Source organism: Bacillus sp. CH140a_4T (assembly GCF_008923725.1).
In the GTDB taxonomy this organism is placed as follows: domain Bacteria; phylum Bacillota; class Bacilli; order Bacillales; family Bacillaceae_G; genus Bacillus_A.
The window spans coordinates 546,489-563,363 of record NZ_WBPF01000013.1 but is presented as its reverse complement, the minus strand read 5'-3'; the positions used below and the strand labels follow the sequence as shown (position 1 = coordinate 563,363).

The 16,875-nt window shown below is 35.7% G+C and carries 17 protein-coding genes and 1 tRNA gene; 14 read left to right on the top strand and 4 right to left on the bottom strand.

The window, feature by feature from the left end:
• Positions 1 to 214: 214 nt before the first annotated feature.
• Complete coding sequence (locus F8162_RS11685; RefSeq protein ID WP_048531206.1) at positions 215 to 1,111, top strand: deoxyribonuclease IV; 897 nt, start codon at positions 215 to 217, stop codon at positions 1,109 to 1,111.
• A gap of 28 nt (positions 1,112 to 1,139) precedes the next feature.
• On the opposite strand, the gene F8162_RS11680 is transcribed toward F8162_RS11685, so the two are convergent.
• Entirely contained in the window at positions 1,140 to 1,394 is a 255-nt protein-coding gene (locus F8162_RS11680; RefSeq protein ID WP_001048965.1) for a DUF2624 domain-containing protein, read from the bottom strand.
• Between the two features lie 148 nt (positions 1,395 to 1,542).
• Here F8162_RS11680 and F8162_RS11675 point away from each other — a divergent pair, with 148 nt between their 5' ends.
• The 4 genes from F8162_RS11675 (at position 1,543) to F8162_RS11660 (ending at position 4,695) form a co-directional block, all read left to right on the top strand.
• Positions 1,543 to 2,421, top strand: coding sequence for a YitT family protein (locus F8162_RS11675; RefSeq protein ID WP_000435955.1), 879 nt, complete (start codon positions 1,543 to 1,545; stop codon positions 2,419 to 2,421).
• Between the two features lie 243 nt (positions 2,422 to 2,664).
• Positions 2,665 to 3,435 (top strand): metal ABC transporter ATP-binding protein, encoded by a 771-nt coding sequence (locus F8162_RS11670; RefSeq protein ID WP_151633723.1) that lies wholly within the window; start codon positions 2,665 to 2,667, stop codon positions 3,433 to 3,435.
• The gene (locus tag F8162_RS11665) at positions 3,435 to 4,268 is read left to right on the top strand and encodes a metal ABC transporter permease (RefSeq protein WP_097819263.1); all 834 of its coding nucleotides are present in this window, start codon (positions 3,435 to 3,437) and stop codon (positions 4,266 to 4,268) included. The genes F8162_RS11670 and F8162_RS11665 overlap by 1 nt, the downstream gene beginning before the upstream one ends.
• A gap of 13 nt (positions 4,269 to 4,281) precedes the next feature.
• Positions 4,282 to 4,695, top strand: a complete 414-nt coding sequence (locus F8162_RS11660) for a Fur family transcriptional regulator (RefSeq protein WP_001054512.1) — start codon at positions 4,282 to 4,284, stop codon at positions 4,693 to 4,695.
• A gap of 80 nt (positions 4,696 to 4,775) precedes the next feature.
• On the opposite strand, the gene ispG is transcribed toward F8162_RS11660, so the two are convergent.
• The 3 genes from ispG to F8162_RS11645 all read right to left on the bottom strand — a co-directional run bounded on the left by ispG (position 4,776) and on the right by F8162_RS11645 (position 7,233).
• Positions 4,776 to 5,885 (bottom strand): flavodoxin-dependent (E)-4-hydroxy-3-methylbut-2-enyl-diphosphate synthase, encoded by a 1,110-nt coding sequence (gene ispG / locus F8162_RS11655; protein ID WP_122950842.1) that lies wholly within the window; start codon positions 5,883 to 5,885, stop codon positions 4,776 to 4,778.
• A 164-nt stretch (positions 5,886 to 6,049) separates the two neighbouring features.
• Positions 6,050 to 6,415, bottom strand: coding sequence for a protein YqfZ (gene yqfZ / locus F8162_RS11650; protein ID WP_151633725.1), 366 nt, complete (start codon positions 6,413 to 6,415; stop codon positions 6,050 to 6,052).
• A 53-nt stretch (positions 6,416 to 6,468) separates the two neighbouring features.
• Complete coding sequence (locus F8162_RS11645; RefSeq protein WP_000021903.1) at positions 6,469 to 7,233, bottom strand: DUF1189 domain-containing protein; 765 nt, start codon at positions 7,231 to 7,233, stop codon at positions 6,469 to 6,471.
• A gap of 242 nt (positions 7,234 to 7,475) precedes the next feature.
• On the opposite strand from F8162_RS11645, the gene F8162_RS11640 reads away from it, so the two are divergent.
• The 9 genes from F8162_RS11640 to phoU all read left to right on the top strand — a co-directional run bounded on the left by F8162_RS11640 (position 7,476) and on the right by phoU (position 16,771).
• Positions 7,476 to 7,549: transfer RNA gene (locus tag F8162_RS11640), tRNA-Ile, on the top strand.
• 221 nt (positions 7,550 to 7,770) lie between these two features.
• A complete protein-coding gene (gene sodA / locus F8162_RS11635; protein WP_001052034.1) occupies positions 7,771 to 8,382 on the top strand; it encodes a superoxide dismutase [Mn] in 612 nt (203 codons plus the stop codon).
• Positions 8,383 to 8,499: 117 nt separating this feature from the next.
• Positions 8,500 to 9,777 carry an MFS transporter gene (locus F8162_RS11630; protein ID WP_151633727.1) on the top strand — a complete coding sequence of 426 codons (1,278 nt, stop codon included), beginning with the start codon at positions 8,500 to 8,502 and terminating at the stop codon, positions 9,775 to 9,777.
• 109 nt (positions 9,778 to 9,886) lie between these two features.
• Complete coding sequence (locus F8162_RS11625) at positions 9,887 to 12,010, top strand: peptidoglycan D,D-transpeptidase FtsI family protein (protein WP_151633729.1); 2,124 nt, start codon at positions 9,887 to 9,889, stop codon at positions 12,008 to 12,010.
• Between the two features lie 331 nt (positions 12,011 to 12,341).
• On the top strand, positions 12,342 to 13,259 hold the full coding sequence (gene phoX / locus F8162_RS11620; RefSeq protein ID WP_151633731.1) for a phosphate ABC transporter substrate-binding protein PhoX: 918 nt from the start codon (positions 12,342 to 12,344) through the stop codon (positions 13,257 to 13,259).
• Positions 13,260 to 13,286: 27 nt separating this feature from the next.
• On the top strand, positions 13,287 to 14,237 hold the full coding sequence (gene pstC, locus F8162_RS11615; RefSeq protein WP_151633733.1) for a phosphate ABC transporter permease subunit PstC: 951 nt from the start codon (positions 13,287 to 13,289) through the stop codon (positions 14,235 to 14,237).
• A gap of 1 nt (position 14,238) precedes the next feature.
• A complete protein-coding gene (gene pstA / locus F8162_RS11610; RefSeq protein ID WP_151633735.1) occupies positions 14,239 to 15,105 on the top strand; it encodes a phosphate ABC transporter permease PstA in 867 nt (288 codons plus the stop codon).
• A gap of 28 nt (positions 15,106 to 15,133) precedes the next feature.
• Entirely contained in the window at positions 15,134 to 15,949 is an 816-nt protein-coding gene (pstB, locus tag F8162_RS11605) for a phosphate ABC transporter ATP-binding protein (RefSeq protein ID WP_151633737.1), read from the top strand.
• Positions 15,950 to 16,114: 165 nt separating this feature from the next.
• Positions 16,115 to 16,771: a phosphate signaling complex protein PhoU gene (gene phoU / locus F8162_RS11600; RefSeq protein ID WP_151633739.1), complete on the top strand. Its 657-nt coding sequence runs from the start codon at positions 16,115 to 16,117 to the stop codon at positions 16,769 to 16,771.
• The last annotated feature ends 104 nt before the right edge of the window (positions 16,772 to 16,875 follow it).

Genomic DNA, 16,875 nt, shown 5'->3' with positions numbered 1-16,875 from the left:
CAAAGAAGTTAGGTGGGGATCAACTGCCCATAAAAGTCCGATTGGTTCAACTAATAATCAGTGGGGGATGAAGAAAACCCCCACTGATTAAAGTTTCACTTTATCCGGCTATTTGCGGGATAATAATCAGTGGAGAATGGAAAAAAACAATTCGCTACATATTTCTACAAATTATGCTATCATTATATCTATTGTATATTGAAGAGGTGATTGTATGTTAAAGATTGGATCTCATGTTTCCATGAGTGGTAAGAAAATGTTATTAGCAGCAAGTGAAGAGGCTGTTTCATACGGTGCAACAACGTTTATGATTTATACAGGTGCACCGCAAAATACAAGAAGAAAACCAATTGAAGAATTGAATATAGAGGCAGGAAGAAAACATATGGAACTAAACGGTATTGAGGAAATTATCGTACATGCGCCATATATTATTAATGTCGGGAATACAACGAAGCCAGAAACATTCCAATTAGGTGTAGACTTCCTTCGCATGGAAATCGAAAGAACATCGGCATTAGGTGTGGCGAAACAAATCGTTCTTCACCCAGGTGCGCACGTTGGGGCAGGAGCGGATGCTGGTATTCAACAAATTATTAAAGGGCTTAATGAAGTATTAACGCCAGATCAGACGGTTAACATCGCGTTAGAAACGATGGCAGGTAAAGGGACAGAATGCGGTCGTAGCTTTGAAGAAATTGCAAAGATTATTGACGGTGTAACATATAATGAAAAACTATCCGTATGCTTTGATACGTGCCATACGCACGATGCAGGATATGATATTGTAAATGACTTTGACGGTGTATTAAACGAATTTGATAAGATTGTTGGTATTGATCGTTTACAAGTACTTCATATTAATGATAGTAAAAATGTACGCGGCGCAGGAAAGGACCGTCATGAAAATATCGGTTTCGGTCATATCGGTTATAAAGCGTTGCATCATATTGTACATCATCCACAGTTAATGCACGTACCAAAAATTCTTGAAACGCCATATGTAGGTGAAGATAAAAAAGATAAGAAGCCGCCATATAAATTAGAAATCGAAATGCTGAAAAATGGTACTTTTGATGAAGGAATTCTTGAGAAAATTAAAGCGCAATAAGCAATAAGGAGGGGGATTTTCCCCCTCCTTATTTTAGTAATTGCTGAAATAAAGTATTTACTTGTTGGGCAGTAGCAGGGGAGGTTACTTTTGCTATTTGTTTTAAGAGCTCTAGCCGTTCGTCATTATCGTAAATATTAATATTCTTTCCTTTCATAAGTAAAACAATTTGATCAGCTTGTGCAGTTGTAATAGAAACCTCATACTCTTTACTATATTTCAATAACTCTTTTGTAGAAATATGATTTAATTTTTTATTTACAAGTTGTTTAATGAGATTCATCGAGTTATCCTCCTTCACGCGTTCTTCTATCGAAATATATGAGTACGTAGCTTGTACATATTCGTATAGAGTTTCTTTTTCATGAGAAAAAGAAGCGTATGTTATAATATAAGGACAAAACTATAGAAAAAGAGTATAAGGAGGACTTATGGAGCAGAAGCAACATCGAAAAGAAAGTGTTATCCATCTTATTTATCGTTTAGTTATGATTATATTTGGGGCAGCATGCGCAGCGGTAGCGATTGAACTATTCTTAATGCCAAATAAAATTATTGATGGTGGAATTATTGGTATTTCTCTTATATTAGATTATCTTACTCCTAATATTTGGTGGTTAAGTTTCTCTACTTTAGTCGTTATTCTCAATATCCCATTTATGTATTCGGGTTATAAGCAAATCGGAAAAACATTCATGCTATCTTCCGCGTTCGGTATTGTAGCTTTAGCGTTTATTGAATCAACGTTACATGCTGTTCCGCCATTTACAACAGAGCCAATTTTAGCAACAGTGTTTGGTGGTCTTATTTTAGGTATTGGTGTAGGGCTCGTTATTCGCCATGGTGGATCAATGGACGGAACAGAAATTATGGGTATTTTATTAACGAAGAAATTACCTTTCTCTGTTGGCGAATTTGTAATGTTTGTGAACTTATTCATTTTTGCATGGGCAGCATTTGTATTTGGTGTTGAACAAGCTATGTATTCTGTTATGACGTACTATATCGCATTCAAAACCATTGATACAGTCATTCAAGGTTTAGATGAAACGAAAGCGGTTTTAATTGTATCAGATCAATATGAGGAAGTATCAAATGCGATTTTGCATCGTCTTGGTCGTGGAACTACAAAGCTTGTAGCGAAAGGCGGTTACACGGATAAAGAAAAAGAAGTGATTTATGCAGTTGTAACGCGTCTGGAAGTGACAAAGTTAAAATCAATTGTGTATGAAATTGATGCGAATGCGTTTGTTACGATTATGAATACACAAGAGACAAATGGTGGTAAGTTTAAATCGGCTATTCACTAAAACATGTATCCCGCTATTTGAGGGTGAATAATCGATAGGGGATGGACTCATTTAATTAAGGTTTTACTTTATAGGAATATTTTTCGAAAGCAGAGAATTTTTCTCTGCTTTTTGTTATAATAGTAAGGTTTCTTGAAAAAATTGATATATTTTATGCAGATTGGTTTACAACTATAATAAGCTATACTATAATTCAAGTAGATATAAATCGGAATCATTCTGAATTAAAATAGGTGAGATGCTATGAATAATATATTGGAAATAGAAGGATTGTCATTTCGATATGAAGATCGAAATGTGTTAGAAGATATTAATTTGCAAGTTCCGAAGGGAGCTTTTTTAGGTTTAGTTGGCCCAAATGGTTCTGGGAAATCAACTTTGCTAAAATGTTTATTAGGTGTTTTAAAGCCAAAACAGGGAAGTATTCGTTTGTTTGGTGTTGATAGTAAGAAGTTTAAAGAATGGAACAAAGTTGGTTATGTGTCGCAAAAGGCAAATAGCTTTAATTCTGGTTTTCCGGCAACTGTTTTTGAAGTTGTGTCAATGGGACTCGTTTCGAAAAAAGGGCTGTTTCGCTTTTTCACGAAAAGCGATAAGGAAAAGGTAGAAAAAGCAATTGCTGATGTAGGGATGAGTGAGTTCCGAGGGCGCAATATTGGAGAACTTTCTGGTGGACAACAACAGCGTGTATTTATTGCTCGTGCGCTCGTTAGTGATCCTGAATTACTTATTTTGGACGAGCCTACTGTTGGAATCGATGTGAAGAATGTAGAAAGTTTTTATGAGATATTAGAGGATTTAAACAAAAGGTTAGGAATCACATTAATTCTCGTTACGCATGATATGGGAGCTGTTACTGAGAAGGTAACACATGTTGCATGCTTAAACCAACATCTACATTTCCATGGAAATGTAGAGAAGTTCCGAGAGTTAGAAGATGCAGAAATGTCCGTCTTATATGGACATCATGTTCATCGTTTAGAACACGAGCATGAGCATCACGGGAGGATATAATGATACAAGATTTTTTACAATATGACTTTTTACGTAACTCTTTATATGCAGGGATTTTAATAGGACTTGTTGCGCCGCTTATCGGTGTATTTGTTGTCATTCGCCGAATGTCGCTTATTGCGGATGCATTAAGCCACGTGACATTATCGGGTATTGCTGCAAGTTTACTACTAGAAAAAACAATTTTCACAGGGGGATTTTTAAATCCATTATATATGGGAATGGTTTTTTCTATTGGTGGGGCGTTACTAATTGAAAAATTACGTACTGTATATAAACATTATCAAGAATTAGCAATTCCGATTATTCTTTCAGCAGGAATGGGGATTGGCGTTATTTTTATTTCACTTGCAAATGGATTTAACACAGATTTATTTAGTTATTTATTTGGGAGTGTAAGTGCTGTAACAAGTACGGATTTAATAATCATCGGCATTGTAGCAATTGTTGTTATTGTAACGATTACTTTATTATACAAAGAGTTATTTTTACTATCGTTTGATGAGGAATACGCTGTATCAACTGGTTTGAGTGCAAAGTGGATTCACTTTATTTTTATTATATTGGTTGCTCTTGTCATTGCAGTATCAATGCGTGTAGTAGGGGTTCTTCTCGTATCATCATTAATGACGTTACCAGTTGCAGCAAGTATTCGTATTGCAAATGGATTTAAACAAACAATTTTCTTTTCCATTTTATTTGGTGAAATTGCAGTAATTGGTGGGATGTTTGCTTCATATCAACTTGATCTAGCACCAGGTGGTACAATTGTTATGATAGCAGTTCTTATTTTAATTGGTGCGATTTTATGGAAAAAGAAAAAAACTGCATAAAGTAGGGATAGATATGAATCTAACAGAAGCTTTACGCCTAATGAAAGATAAAGGATACAAACATACTGGGAAAAGGGAAGAAATGCTCAGGTTATTTGCAGCTCACAATCGTTATTTAACGGCGAAAGACGTTTTAGAGCATATGAAGGATGATTATCCAGGCCTTAGCTTTGATACGATTTATCGTAACTTAACGGTGTTTGCTGAAATCGGTGTTTTAGAACAAACGGAATTAAATGGTGAAAAACATTTTCGTTTTACATGTTCTATTATGGAACATCATCATCATTTTATTTGTTTAGATTGCGGGGGGACGAAAGAGATTACTTCCTGCCCAATGGATTTTATGAATAAAGATTTTAACGGTTATGAAGTAACTGGTCATAAGTTTGAAATATATGGCCGTTGTCCAAAATGTGCAAAATAAGAGCTCGTCGGTTACATAACTGACGAGCTTTTTTTACGTAAAAAAGAAGGTTGCCCACAAATATTGTGGCAACCTTCTTTTTATTGTTCTTGTGTTTCTTTTTCTTTTTCTTTTTCTCGTTCAGCAGCCATTTCAGCAGCAATTACATCGATTTCTTTTTTTAGTTCTTCTACCATTATTTCTTCTGGTACTTTACGAACAACTTGCCCTTTACGGAATAATAATCCTTCTCCACGTGCACCGGCAATACCGATATCAGCTTCACGAGCTTCACCAGGACCGTTTACAGCGCAGCCAAGTACTGCAACTTTAATTGGTACTTTTAGTGTAGAGATGTATTCTTCTACCTCGTTAGCGATGCTAATTAAATCAATTTCAATACGACCGCAAGTTGGACAAGAAATAAGTGTTGCTGCATTAGATGCAAGGCCGAATGACTTTAATAGTTCACGCGCAACTTTTACTTCTTCAACTGGGTCAGCGCTTAATGAAATACGTAATGTGTTCCCGATGCCTTTATTTAAGATTGCTCCAAGACCAGCGGCACTTTTTACAGTTCCGGCAAATAATGTTCCAGATTCTGTAATACCTAAATGTAATGGGTAATCAAAAGCACGAGCAGCTTTTTCGTATGCTTCAATCGCTAAGTTAACATCAGAGGCTTTCATAGATACGATAATATCGTGGAAATCTAAGTCCTCTAAAATTTTAATGTGATGTAGGGCACTCTCAACCATACCATCTGCAGTTGGGTATCCGTACTTTTCTAAAATGTGACGCTCTAATGAACCTGCGTTTACACCGATACGAATTGGAATACCGCGTTCTTTTGCCGCATTTACAACAGCTTCTACTTTATGGCGACGACCAATGTTACCAGGATTGATACGTACTTTATCAATGCCACCTTCAATTGCTTTTAAAGCAAGACGATAATCAAAATGAATATCAGCAACAAGTGGAATGTTGATTTGTTTTTTAATATCAGCAATAGCATTTGCTGCGCGTTCGTCTGGAACAGCAACACGGACGACTTGACAGCCAGCTTCTTCTAAACGTTTAATTTCAGCAACTGTTGCTTCAACATCATGTGTTTTTGTTGTTGTCATACTTTGTATAATTAATTCATTATTACCGCCAATTGTTAAATTACCGACTTTAACTGGACGTGTTTTTGTACGATGAGTCATTTCATTCACGAATAGATCGCTCTCCTTATAAAAGAAGTTTCTTATTTAGTCCCTCATATCAATGAAAGTATACGTGATACAGGGCTATAGAAACCGAAGTGCTCGGTTTCACTTTTACTATTGTATCAGCGCCTTTATGTAATTGACAAGGATTAAGTGATTGCTTATTGATATAACGGGAATTTATAAGACTTTCCAATTTGTATTTTTGTAGCAGATGTACTTTTGTTTAGTTGTTTAAAGTCATCAATTACCTTTTCGATGGAAGGGATTTTTTTCTTATTAATTTGTTCGGTAATAGAAAGAACTGTCTCACCTGTTTTGACTTCAATTGTTTTATAAGTGACATCTGTTTCTTTTTCTGCTTTGTTCTCTTTATTTTGTTTTGTATCTGTATTTTCTTGCTTTATCGTTTGGGCAGCGGTTGTTTTTTTATATGAACTTAACATCGGTAAAGTGCCGATTTTTATATCGTAATAAAATATATAACCAAGAACAAGCACGAATAAGAATACACCTAATCTTTTCATATTCTTCACTCCTTTGCTAGGAATATATGCTTGTCCAAAAAAAAAATGCCTATTTAGGCATTTTTTTCGTTCGGTTTTGGAACTTCTTTGATTGTTAAGTATAGAACAATTAAAACAACTGCGATATAAATGAATGTTGAACCAGGTACAACAATTTTGAATAAATCCATGATCATAAAGAAGATTGTTGGAATTGTGTAGCTGTATGCAGTTAGCGTCCATACTTGCTTATAAGATAATTTACGTTGACCACTCATAGCAGAACCTATAAACGCAAGTAAAGTAATTCCTAAGAAAGTAATAAATAATTGGAATAGGTACACTAATACGCCGATAACGGCTAATAAAATTGGATAAATACTATCGAATACAGAAATGAAATCTTGCAAATCTTTCTTCTCAAGAGATGTCCCTAATAAATCATTGTAGGAGTATGTTTGTGTTTGACCATTTCCTATAGAAACTACTTTATCCTTTAAAATAAATAAACCAGTTTTGTTCTGATATTTTTCTATATCTGTTGTATTTGGATCAAATACGAAAAGAGCATCTCCCTCTTCCTTTTGAATAGGTTGTTCAATATCAGCTTTAAGTTCACCATTTTCAATTTTAAAATCAGGTAAATCTTTTTCAATTGCTTGATTTACCATGGTAACACTATCTTGAATAAAGCTACCGTAAAAGAATGTTCTTGGAATAGTAGTGATTAGACAAAGTAGCATAATATACAAAATGGTTTTTCCGATTTTTTGAAAACGGAATAGCGCCATATCTTTAGGCGAATATACGCTTTTGGCTAATTGGGTAAATATGGACATAGATTCACTTCCTTTATGTATGTATAAAATCATTGTAACGTAGGAATCTAGGGAATCTCAAGATATATTATATTTACATATAGTGGAGATAACTAAATTTCTTTTTATTAATTTTCTTCTTTTGAATGAGAAAAATACAATTGACACTTTTCTTTTTTATATGGTAAATTTATCTTACATTTCTTAAAGGATATATCCGATAGGAATTCCTTTATTTAATATATGGTTACATACATAATTGTGGACCCTTAGCTCAGCTGGTTAGAGCAGACGGCTCATAACCGTCCGGTCGTAGGTTCGAGTCCTACAGGGTCCATATCCATTTCACATGTTTATTATGTCATCAAGAAGCTTCCTTGTAGAAGGGAGCTTTTTTTACGGAATATATGAGCATTTTAATTGAAAAGAAGTGGGAATTTTGCTACTTTAATGATAGCAAGACAATGTGATTTATTTGTTTGCACCCTATGGCAATTAGGGTAGAATGAAGTTGTATGTCACTTAAGTGGCAATACATAAACTGGGAGGAATATAACAATGGCAAAACACGAATTACCAAATTTACCTTATGCGTATGATGCTTTAGAGCCTCACTTTGACAAAGAAACAATGAACATCCATCATACAAAACATCATAACACGTACATTACAAACTTAAACGCTGCTTTAGAAGGTCATGCAGAATTAGCTGACAAAAGCGTAGAAGAATTAGTTGCAAACTTAAACGAAGTACCAGAAGCAATCCGTACAGCAGTACGTAACAATGGTGGCGGACATGCTAACCATACATTCTTCTGGACAATCTTATCTCCAAACGGTGGCGGACAACCAGTAGGCGAACTTGCAACTGCAATTGAAGCGAAATTTGGAAGCTTCGATGCATTCAAAGAAGAATTCGCAAAAGCTGGCGCAACTCGTTTCGGTTCTGGTTGGGCTTGGTTAGTAGTAAATAATGGTGAGTTAGAAGTAACAAGCACGCCAAACCAAGATTCTCCTCTAACTGAAGGTAAAACTCCAGTTGTAGGTTTAGATGTTTGGGAGCATGCTTACTACTTAAATTACCAAAACCGTCGTCCAGATTACATCGGTGCATTCTGGAATGTTGTAGATTGGAACGCTGCTGAAAAACGTTACCAAGAAGCAAAATAATTGTAATAACGATAGAAAAAAGCTAGGAGCATGCTCCTAGCTTTTTTCTGTGCTTTCCTTTTACATAATTGAGCCTGTCTTTGGAAGACTAGAACATGAAGTAAAGGAGAGGTGTGTATGAAGTGGAAACATATAATTGGTGACGTTGAAGTGAATCGGGATTTAGTGTTATTGCTCCTTATTGGAGGTTTATACACGCTCGCAATTTCTTTATCGAATACGTTTGTTAACATTTATTTATGGAAACAAACACAAAATTATGTGAATCTTGGCTTATATAATTTGGCCAGCGTTGTATTACAGCCTCTCACATTTCTTATAGGTGGGAAATTAGCGAAGCGTATTGATCGCTCAATCTTGTTGCGAATAGGCGTAGGGACGTTAGCTATTTTTTTTATCGTTGTTTTAGTAGCGGGAAAAAGCGCTTCTCACTATATTTTATTAATGGGGGCTCTTTTAGGAGTTGGATATGGTTTTTACTGGCTCGCGTTTAACTTATTAACATTTGAGATTACAGAACCAGAAACAAGAGATTTCTTTAATGGGTTTCTTGGACTTCTTACATCCTTCTCTGGCATGATTGGACCGATAGCAGCTGGATACACAATTTCACGTATGGAAAAATGGAGTGGCTATACGGTCATATTCTTTCTTTCGTTACTGTTATTTGCAATTGCTGTTATTTTAAGCTTTTTTGTATCTAAGAGAGAATGTGAAGGTCGGTATGAAATTGTACAAGTATTGAAAGAGCGGAAAATTGATAAAAATTGGGGAAGAATTACACGTGCTCATTTTTTTCAAGGGTTAAGAGAGGGAACGTTTATTTTTGTGATTTCCGTGTACGTGTATTTAGCAACGGATAGCGAGCTTGCATTAGGAAAATATAGCTTAGTAAATTCGGCAGTATCATTTGTGTGTTACTACCTAGTCACTCGTATGTTAAAGAAAGAGTGGCGGAAAAAAGCAATATTGCTTGGAGGCATTATTTTATATGCTGTCGTATTTTTAGTTATATTCAACGTTACATACGCAAAATTACTTATTTATGCAGCGTGCATCGCGATTGCATACCCTATTTTGCTCGTTCCGTACGGGTCCATGACATATGATGTAATTGGTAGAGCGAAAAGTGCGAGAGAGTGGCGTGTAGAGTATGTAGTTGTCCGGGAATTATGGTTAAATGCAGGAAGAATTTGCTCGATTCTAAGTTTTTTATGTGCTGTACTATTCTTTCCTCCTGAAAAAAGTTTGCCTTACTTATTATGTATTTTAGGTGCAGGACATTTTCTTATTTATTTTGCAGTTAAAAATGTCAAATATGATGAGGGAAATGCGAGTAAAACAAGTGTTGTAGCGCAAGGAACTGCGCAGAATCAAACAGAACCAGAAGGTTAACTTCTCGGTTGTTTTATGCTAGAATAGAAAAAGATGTAAGACAGCAGTGAGGACACCTGTATGAAGGTGTCCCTTTCACATTACATAGCTGTTGGTAGAGGGGGTTTGTATGAGCAAGAAGCAGAAACAACAAAAGAAAAAGACTCACGTTCCTTTTCGGTTAAACGTGCTGTTTTTCTGCGTGTTTTTAATGTTCTCCGCGGTTATTGTAAGGCTTGGATATGTACAAATTGTTCGCGGTGAGGAATACAAGAATGAAGTGGAGAGGAAAGAGAACTCGACGATAAGTAATCCTGTACCACGTGGGAAAATATTTGACCGTTATGGGCGAGCTGTAGTAGATAATGCAGCTGTACGTACGATTACATTTACAAAAATGAAAGGATCAACTGCAGAGGCTCGCTTAGAAACAGCGAAAAAGCTAGCAGATTTGATTGAAGTACCGACAGATAAATTAACAGATCGCGATAAAAAAGATTATTGGCTTGCTATGCATAAAGAGGAAGCTAAAGACAAAATTACGAATAAAGATCGTCAAGAGTTTAAAGATAAAAAAATTGACGATAAAGAATTAGATGAGCGTCAACGAAGTCGTGTGACAGAAGAAGAAGTGAATCAATTATCCGCAAAAGATTTAGAAATATTAGCGATTAAAAGCAAAATGGACGGCGGATATGCAATGACACCACAAGTTATAAAAAAAGATGCTACAGAAGAAGAATATGCGATTATTAGTGAAAATCTAGCAGCATTACCGGGTGTAGATACGACTGTTGATTGGGATCGAAAATATGTTTATGATGATTTATTCCGAAGTGTACTTGGCGGGGTGTCAACGTCTGATGAAGGTTTGCCTAGAGAAAGACTAGATTACTATCTTGTTCGTGACTATAATCGAAATGAACGAGTAGGAAAAAGTTATCTTGAACAGCAATATGAAGATAGTTTGCACGGTACGAAAGCAGAAGTGAAAAATATTACAGATAAAAACGGTAATATTTTAGAAACGATTAATGTATCAAAAGGACAAAGTGGTAATGATCTGAATTTAACAATTGATATGGAATTACAAAAGCGTGTAGAAGAAATTATCACGAAAAGTTTATTGAAATATAAAGGTACACAACCACTTTTAGATCGTGCATTCGTTGTAATGATGAATCCGAAAAATGGTGAAGTTTTATCTATGGCAGGAAAACAATTAGTGGATGAAAATGGCGAAACGAAAGTACAAGATTTCGCATTAGGAACGATGACAAGTTCTTATCCGATGGGATCGACTGTAAAAGGTGCGACGATACTTACTGGATATCAAACAGGCGCGATTCAGCCAGGTTCCGTTCAACTCGATGAACCAATTGTATTAAAAGGACCGCTAAAAAAATCGTCTTGGAAGACAATGGGCTATATTAATGATCTTACAGCGTTAAAAATGTCTTCTAACGTATATATGTTTAAAACAGCGATGAATATCGCTGGTGTTCCTTATGTACGAGGCGGTACGTTAGATATACAACAAAAATCATACGATACGATGCGTTACTATTTCGGTCAGTTTGGACTTGGTGTAAAAACTGGAATTGATTTACCGAATGAAACGGCTGGACAAAGAGGTAGAACAGATAAAATGCCAGGTTTCCTATTAGATTTATCAATTGGACAGTATGATACGTATACACCACTTCAATTAGCACAATATGTTTCAACAATTGCAAATGGTGGTTACCGTATGCAGCCGCAAGTTGTAAAAGAAATTCGTCAACCGGCAGCGAAACAAGATGAAGTTGGAAAAGTTGTTCATTCAATGGAACCGAAAGTACTAAACCGTGTAGATATGCCTGAATCACAAATTAAACGTGTTCAGGAAGGATTTAGACAAGTATTTAACGATTCTGGTGGTACAGCTACGAAATACTTTGCAGGTGCACCATATAAAGCTGCTGGTAAAACAGGTACAGCTCAAACTGTGTATGGCGGAGATAAAGAGATTGGTAGAAATGCAAAAGGTGAGCGCAAAGAGACATATAACTTAACATTAGTAGGTTATGCGCCACTTGAAGACCCTGAAGTAGCATTTTCTGTTGTTGTGCCTTGGGTAGATGATAAATCAGGTATTAACGGTTATATTAGCCGTGACATTATGGATGCGTACTTTGATTTGAAAAAAGTAGAAAATGGTGAAGCTACACAAGATGAAATAGATAAGAAAAATAAAGAGCAAAATGATGAATAAAAAAGTTGTAAAAAAAGCACACTATCTGAAAAGATAGTGTGCTTTTTTTTATAATTCATGCATACGTTTTAATAAGGTGGACAAGCATATTATATCGGAAAATTAAGGGGCCTCATAAATGATACGTATGCATTCTCCATGTAGGATAACGATTTTATGGACTGATCATCAGTGAAGATGAACGGTAGCTACGGATTGAAATTTCATCTTATGTTGATTCTTGTGGAACTTTACAAAACTTTTACAAACAATTAAAACCGAATTAATAGTTTGGCAGTATTCTTATATCTGTAATCCTGTTATTTCCGGTTACTTCTAGGAGGAAGAACACGTGAAATGGATAAGTGCATCGATTAAAGTTTTCATACTGTCGACATGTATCCTTTATGTTGGCACGTCTACTGCATTTGCTGTGAATGAAATGGGAGAAGTGAGAGTTGATGGATCCTCAACGGTTTTTCCTATTATAGAAGCGGTAGCGGAGGAATATACAAAGGTGCATCCGAACGTGAAAATCTCCATCAGTGTTTCTGGAACAGGAGGAGGATTTAATCGTTTCAGTAAAGGGGAAGTGGATATAAATAATGCTTCGAGAGTAATGAAACAAGTGGAAGAAAATGAAATGAAGAGAAACTCCATTCAGTTTACACCATTTGAAGTTGCTTACGATGGTCTTACGATCGTTGTGAATCGCCAAAATACTTGGATAGACAATATGACAGTAGACGAGTTACGTCTATTATGGAGTGAAGATGGAAACGAAAAGCGATGGTCACAAATTCATTCTTCATGGCCACGTGAACAGGTGAAGTTTTATGCGCCAGGTGTAGACTCTGGTACGTATGATTATTTTCAAAATGTCATCTTACAAAAAAATCGCATTGTAAAAAAAGTCTCTTTGTCTGAAGATGATCAAGTTATTATGCAAGGGGTAATGAATGATAAAAATGCCATTGCTTTTGTAGGATATGCTTATTATATGGCCAATCGAGATAAGGTGAGAGCAATAAAAGTGGATGGTGTACTTCCGACGAAAGATACGATTCAATCAGGTAAATATAAGCCATTATCTAGGTCGCTATTTGCTTATGTAAATGATAAATCTATCCGAAATAAAATGAATGTAGCAAATTATGTTGAGTTTATGATTCAGCATGTTGGTAATCTTGCTGAAGAGGTAGGATATGTAAAATTACCAAAAGAAAAATACAATGAACAGCTGCGGATGTTAACAGGAATAAAAAGGTAATGTCAGGGTGGAAAGGGGTTTTCATCTTTGGCTCATAATGACAAAAGTCAAATTACATTTTCTGTACAACATTTGATTGAAAGAAATACAAAACAAAGAAAAAAAACGCAGCGAATCAATCGAATCGTTCCATTATTACTAAAAATAATTGCTAGCGTGTCTATTGTGACGACACTTGGAATTATTTTTACGCTGGCAAATGAAACAATGATGTTTTTTCAAAAAATACCATTGCTCTCCTTTTTGACAGAGAAAGAATGGTTACCTTTTTTTGAAGATCCTAAATTCGGTATATTACCACTTATATGTGGAACGGTACTTGTAACAGCAATCGCTATGCTCGTAGCAATTCCAATCGGTTTAGCGTGTGCCGTATTTTTAAGCGAATATGCTTCGGGCGGTGCAAGGAAAGTATTAAAGCCGATGTTAGAACTATTAGCAGGTATTCCGACAATTGTATATGGTTTCTTTGCATTAACAGTTGTCACACCGCTTTTACAACGGATTATACCAGATTTACAGTTTTTTAATGCGATTAGTCCGGGTATTGTTATTGGCTTTATGATGATCCCGACAATTGCATCTCTGTCTGAAGATGCAATGAGAGCTGTAGCGAAAGGGACGAAAGAAGCTTCGTTAGCACTTGGAGCGACTCGGTTTGAGATGGTAAAACAAGTCGTGTTCCCTTCGGCTTTTACAGGGATTATGGCAGCGATTATATTAGCTGCTTCCAGGGCAATTGGTGAAACGATGATCGTTGTAATTGCAGCGGGATCCACGCCGAACGTATCGCTCGATCCGACACACTCTATTCAAACGCTAACAGCTTATATTGTGCAAGTGAGTTTAGGTGATGCTCCGCATGGAACAATTACGTATTACAGCATGTACGCTGTAGGCGCAACGTTATTCTTGTTTACTTTTATAATGAACATCATTTCGCAGTTTATTATGCACCGCTTTAGGAGGGTGACATAATATGCGAATGTTGAATCATAAAAAAATACAAGAAAATATGGCATTACGTTTTTTAAAAGATCGAGTTTACAAAATGTTATTTTATATAGCTATTTTGTTTTCAATAGTAATACTGTTTATTTTGCTTTTTCAAATTTTTGAAAAAGGTATAAGTTACCTTTCGTTAGATTTCTTTACAAACTTCGCTTCGCGTAATCCGAAAGAAGCTGGGATTGCTGCAGCTTTGTCAGGAACGATATTATTTATGAGTATTGTTATACCAGTCTCCTTTATATTTGGAGTTGGAACTGCTCTTTATTTAGAGCAATATGCGAAGGAATCTATATTTAAAAAGGTAATAGAAATTAATAATCAAACGTTAGCAGGAGTACCTTCCGTTGTATTTGGATTACTCGGCTTAACTATTTTTGTATATGCTCTTCATTTAGGTGAGAGTATTATTGCGGCGGCACTGACGATGAGTTTACTCGTCTTACCTACAGTTGTTGTAGCAAGTCAAGAAGCGATACGATCTGTACCAAGGTCATTATTAGAAGCTTCTTACGGATTAGGTGCTACGAAGTGGCAAACGATGTATCAAATTGTATTGCCATCTGCTTTCCCGGGAATTATAACGGGTTGTACGTTAGCGATATCAAGGGCGATTGGAGAAGCGGCACCGCTATTAGTTATCGGGGCACTTGCATTTGCAAATTATGTTCCATTTAGTATGTTTGATAGATTTACAGTTTTACCAATTCAAATTTTTAATTGGATGAGTAGACCGCAAGAAGAATTTCAGTATGTAGCAGCTGCTGGGATGATTGTTTTATTAGGTTTATTGCTCTTTATCAATATATTTGTCTTATGGTTACGAAATCGAAAATAAGTTGGAAATGGATGAAAGGGGAATTCAAATGGTAGCAACAGTAGTAAATGTACAGGTGAAAAACGAGGAGAAAATCGAGACTGCACCAAAGAAAGTAGTATTTGATACGAAAAACTTAAATTTATGGTACGGAGAAGACCATGCTTTAAAAGATATTAACTTAAGCATTCATGAGAATGAAGTTACAGCAATTATCGGGCCAAGTGGTTGTGGTAAATCAACGTACTTAAAAACATTAAATCGTATGGTAGAGTTAGTACCAATCGTGCGAACTACAGGTGTAATTGAATATAGAGAGCGCAATATATTTGAAAAATCATACCCAGTTGAAGAATTAAGAACTCATGTGGGAATGGTGTTCCAAAAGCCAAATCCATTTCCGAAATCTATTTATGAAAATGTAGCATATGGACCGAAAATTCATGGTATTCGTGATAAGAGAACATTGGATGAAATTGTTGAAAAAAGTTTACGTGGAGCAGCGATTTGGGATGAGTTAAAAGATCGTTTGCATGATAATGCATACGGTTTATCTGGTGGACAGCAACAGCGTCTATGTATCGCACGTTGTTTAGCGATTGAACCAGACGTTATTTTAATGGATGAGCCAACATCGGCACTAGATCCAATTTCAACATTAAAAGTAGAAGAATTAATTCAAGAGTTAAAGAAAGACTTTAGCATTGTGATCGTAACGCATAACATGCAACAAGCAGCACGTATTTCAGACAAAACTGCTTTCTTCTTAAGTGGAGAAGTTGTGGAATATACAGATACAAATAAATTATTTACGACACCTTCAGATAAGCGTACAGAAGATTATATTACAGGCCGATTCGGTTGATATCGTTGCAAGGATAAGAGTAAATACCCTCTTAACAGAGGGTATTTCTTGTTTTTACCTCATTTCATTAGAGAAGTAATACTTCTCCTATCTTAAGGTTTATTACAAGTAGGCTAGGTAGGGAATCTATATATAATGGCACATAATATTGAGGGGGAAGAAACAATGGTAAGAGAACAGTTTCAATGTGATTTAAAAACGTTACAGCAAAAGGTGATTGAGCTTGGAGAGCTAGCGAGGGCAGCTTTATTGCTTGCTATGGAAGGTCTTCATAAAAGGGATGTAGAGAAAGCATTAGAGGTAATAGATGGTGATTATCGTATGGATAATTTAGAAGAGGAAATAAATGATCTTGCGCTTATGCTTATTACGAAGCAGCAACCTGTAGCAAGTGATTTAAGAAGGATTTTCATTTCAATTAAAACAGCGACAGATCTAGAGCGTATTGCAGATCATGCTGTTAATATTGCGAAATCAACAATTCGTCTTGGGGAAAAAGAAGTGGTTGTTAGTTTGCACAATCTTGATGAAATGTTTGCAATTGCAAATAAGATGTTACAGTTAGCGTTGGAAGCATATGAGCAAGAAAATTTAACTTTTGCGAAACAAATTGCCGAAATGGATGATTCAGTTGATGAAATGTATGGGAAAGCGATTCGTGAATTTATATCTTCAGTTCCAGAACAACCAGAAGCGATTACACAAATTACACAATTATCCTTTGTGGCGAGATATATCGAGCGTGTAGCAGATCATATTACAAATATTGCTGAAAATGTTTTTTATTTAGTAAAAGGGAAGCATTACTTATTAAATGAATAAAGTAAAAAGGCAGGTGAAACATCACCTGCTTTTTTTAGTCAAAACATGACAAAAAAAGCTCGTTGTTTCCTTTAGTTTATGATGATAAGATGTATCATAATATA

What these genes read in the sequence shown, in the direction of transcription:
- F8162_RS11685 (WP_048531206.1), top strand. Translation starts at nt 215, where the DNA reads ATGTTAAAGATTGGATCTCATGTTTCCATGAGTGGTAAGAAAATGTTA.
- phoU (WP_151633739.1), top strand. Translation starts at nt 16,115, where the DNA reads ATGGTAAGAGAACAGTTTCAATGTGATTTAAAAACGTTACAGCAAAAG.
- F8162_RS11675 (WP_000435955.1), top strand. Translation starts at nt 1,543, where the DNA reads ATGGAGCAGAAGCAACATCGAAAAGAAAGTGTTATCCATCTTATTTAT.
- F8162_RS11660 (WP_001054512.1), top strand. Translation starts at nt 4,282, where the DNA reads ATGAATCTAACAGAAGCTTTACGCCTAATGAAAGATAAAGGATACAAA.
- ispG (WP_122950842.1), bottom strand. Translation starts at nt 5,885, where the DNA reads ATGACTCATCGTACAAAAACACGTCCAGTTAAAGTCGGTAATTTAACA.
- pstB (WP_151633737.1), top strand. Translation starts at nt 15,134, where the DNA reads ATGGTAGCAACAGTAGTAAATGTACAGGTGAAAAACGAGGAGAAAATC.
- sodA (WP_001052034.1), top strand. Translation starts at nt 7,771, where the DNA reads ATGGCAAAACACGAATTACCAAATTTACCTTATGCGTATGATGCTTTA.
- F8162_RS11680 (WP_001048965.1), bottom strand. Translation starts at nt 1,394, where the DNA reads ATGAATCTCATTAAACAACTTGTAAATAAAAAATTAAATCATATTTCT.
- F8162_RS11670 (WP_151633723.1), top strand. Translation starts at nt 2,665, where the DNA reads ATGAATAATATATTGGAAATAGAAGGATTGTCATTTCGATATGAAGAT.
- F8162_RS11630 (WP_151633727.1), top strand. Translation starts at nt 8,500, where the DNA reads ATGAAGTGGAAACATATAATTGGTGACGTTGAAGTGAATCGGGATTTA.
- pstA (WP_151633735.1), top strand. Translation starts at nt 14,239, where the DNA reads ATGCGAATGTTGAATCATAAAAAAATACAAGAAAATATGGCATTACGT.
- F8162_RS11645 (WP_000021903.1), bottom strand. Translation starts at nt 7,233, where the DNA reads ATGTCCATATTTACCCAATTAGCCAAAAGCGTATATTCGCCTAAAGAT.
- F8162_RS11665 (WP_097819263.1), top strand. Translation starts at nt 3,435, where the DNA reads ATGATACAAGATTTTTTACAATATGACTTTTTACGTAACTCTTTATAT.
- yqfZ (WP_151633725.1), bottom strand. Translation starts at nt 6,415, where the DNA reads ATGAAAAGATTAGGTGTATTCTTATTCGTGCTTGTTCTTGGTTATATA.
- F8162_RS11625 (WP_151633729.1), top strand. Translation starts at nt 9,887, where the DNA reads ATGAGCAAGAAGCAGAAACAACAAAAGAAAAAGACTCACGTTCCTTTT.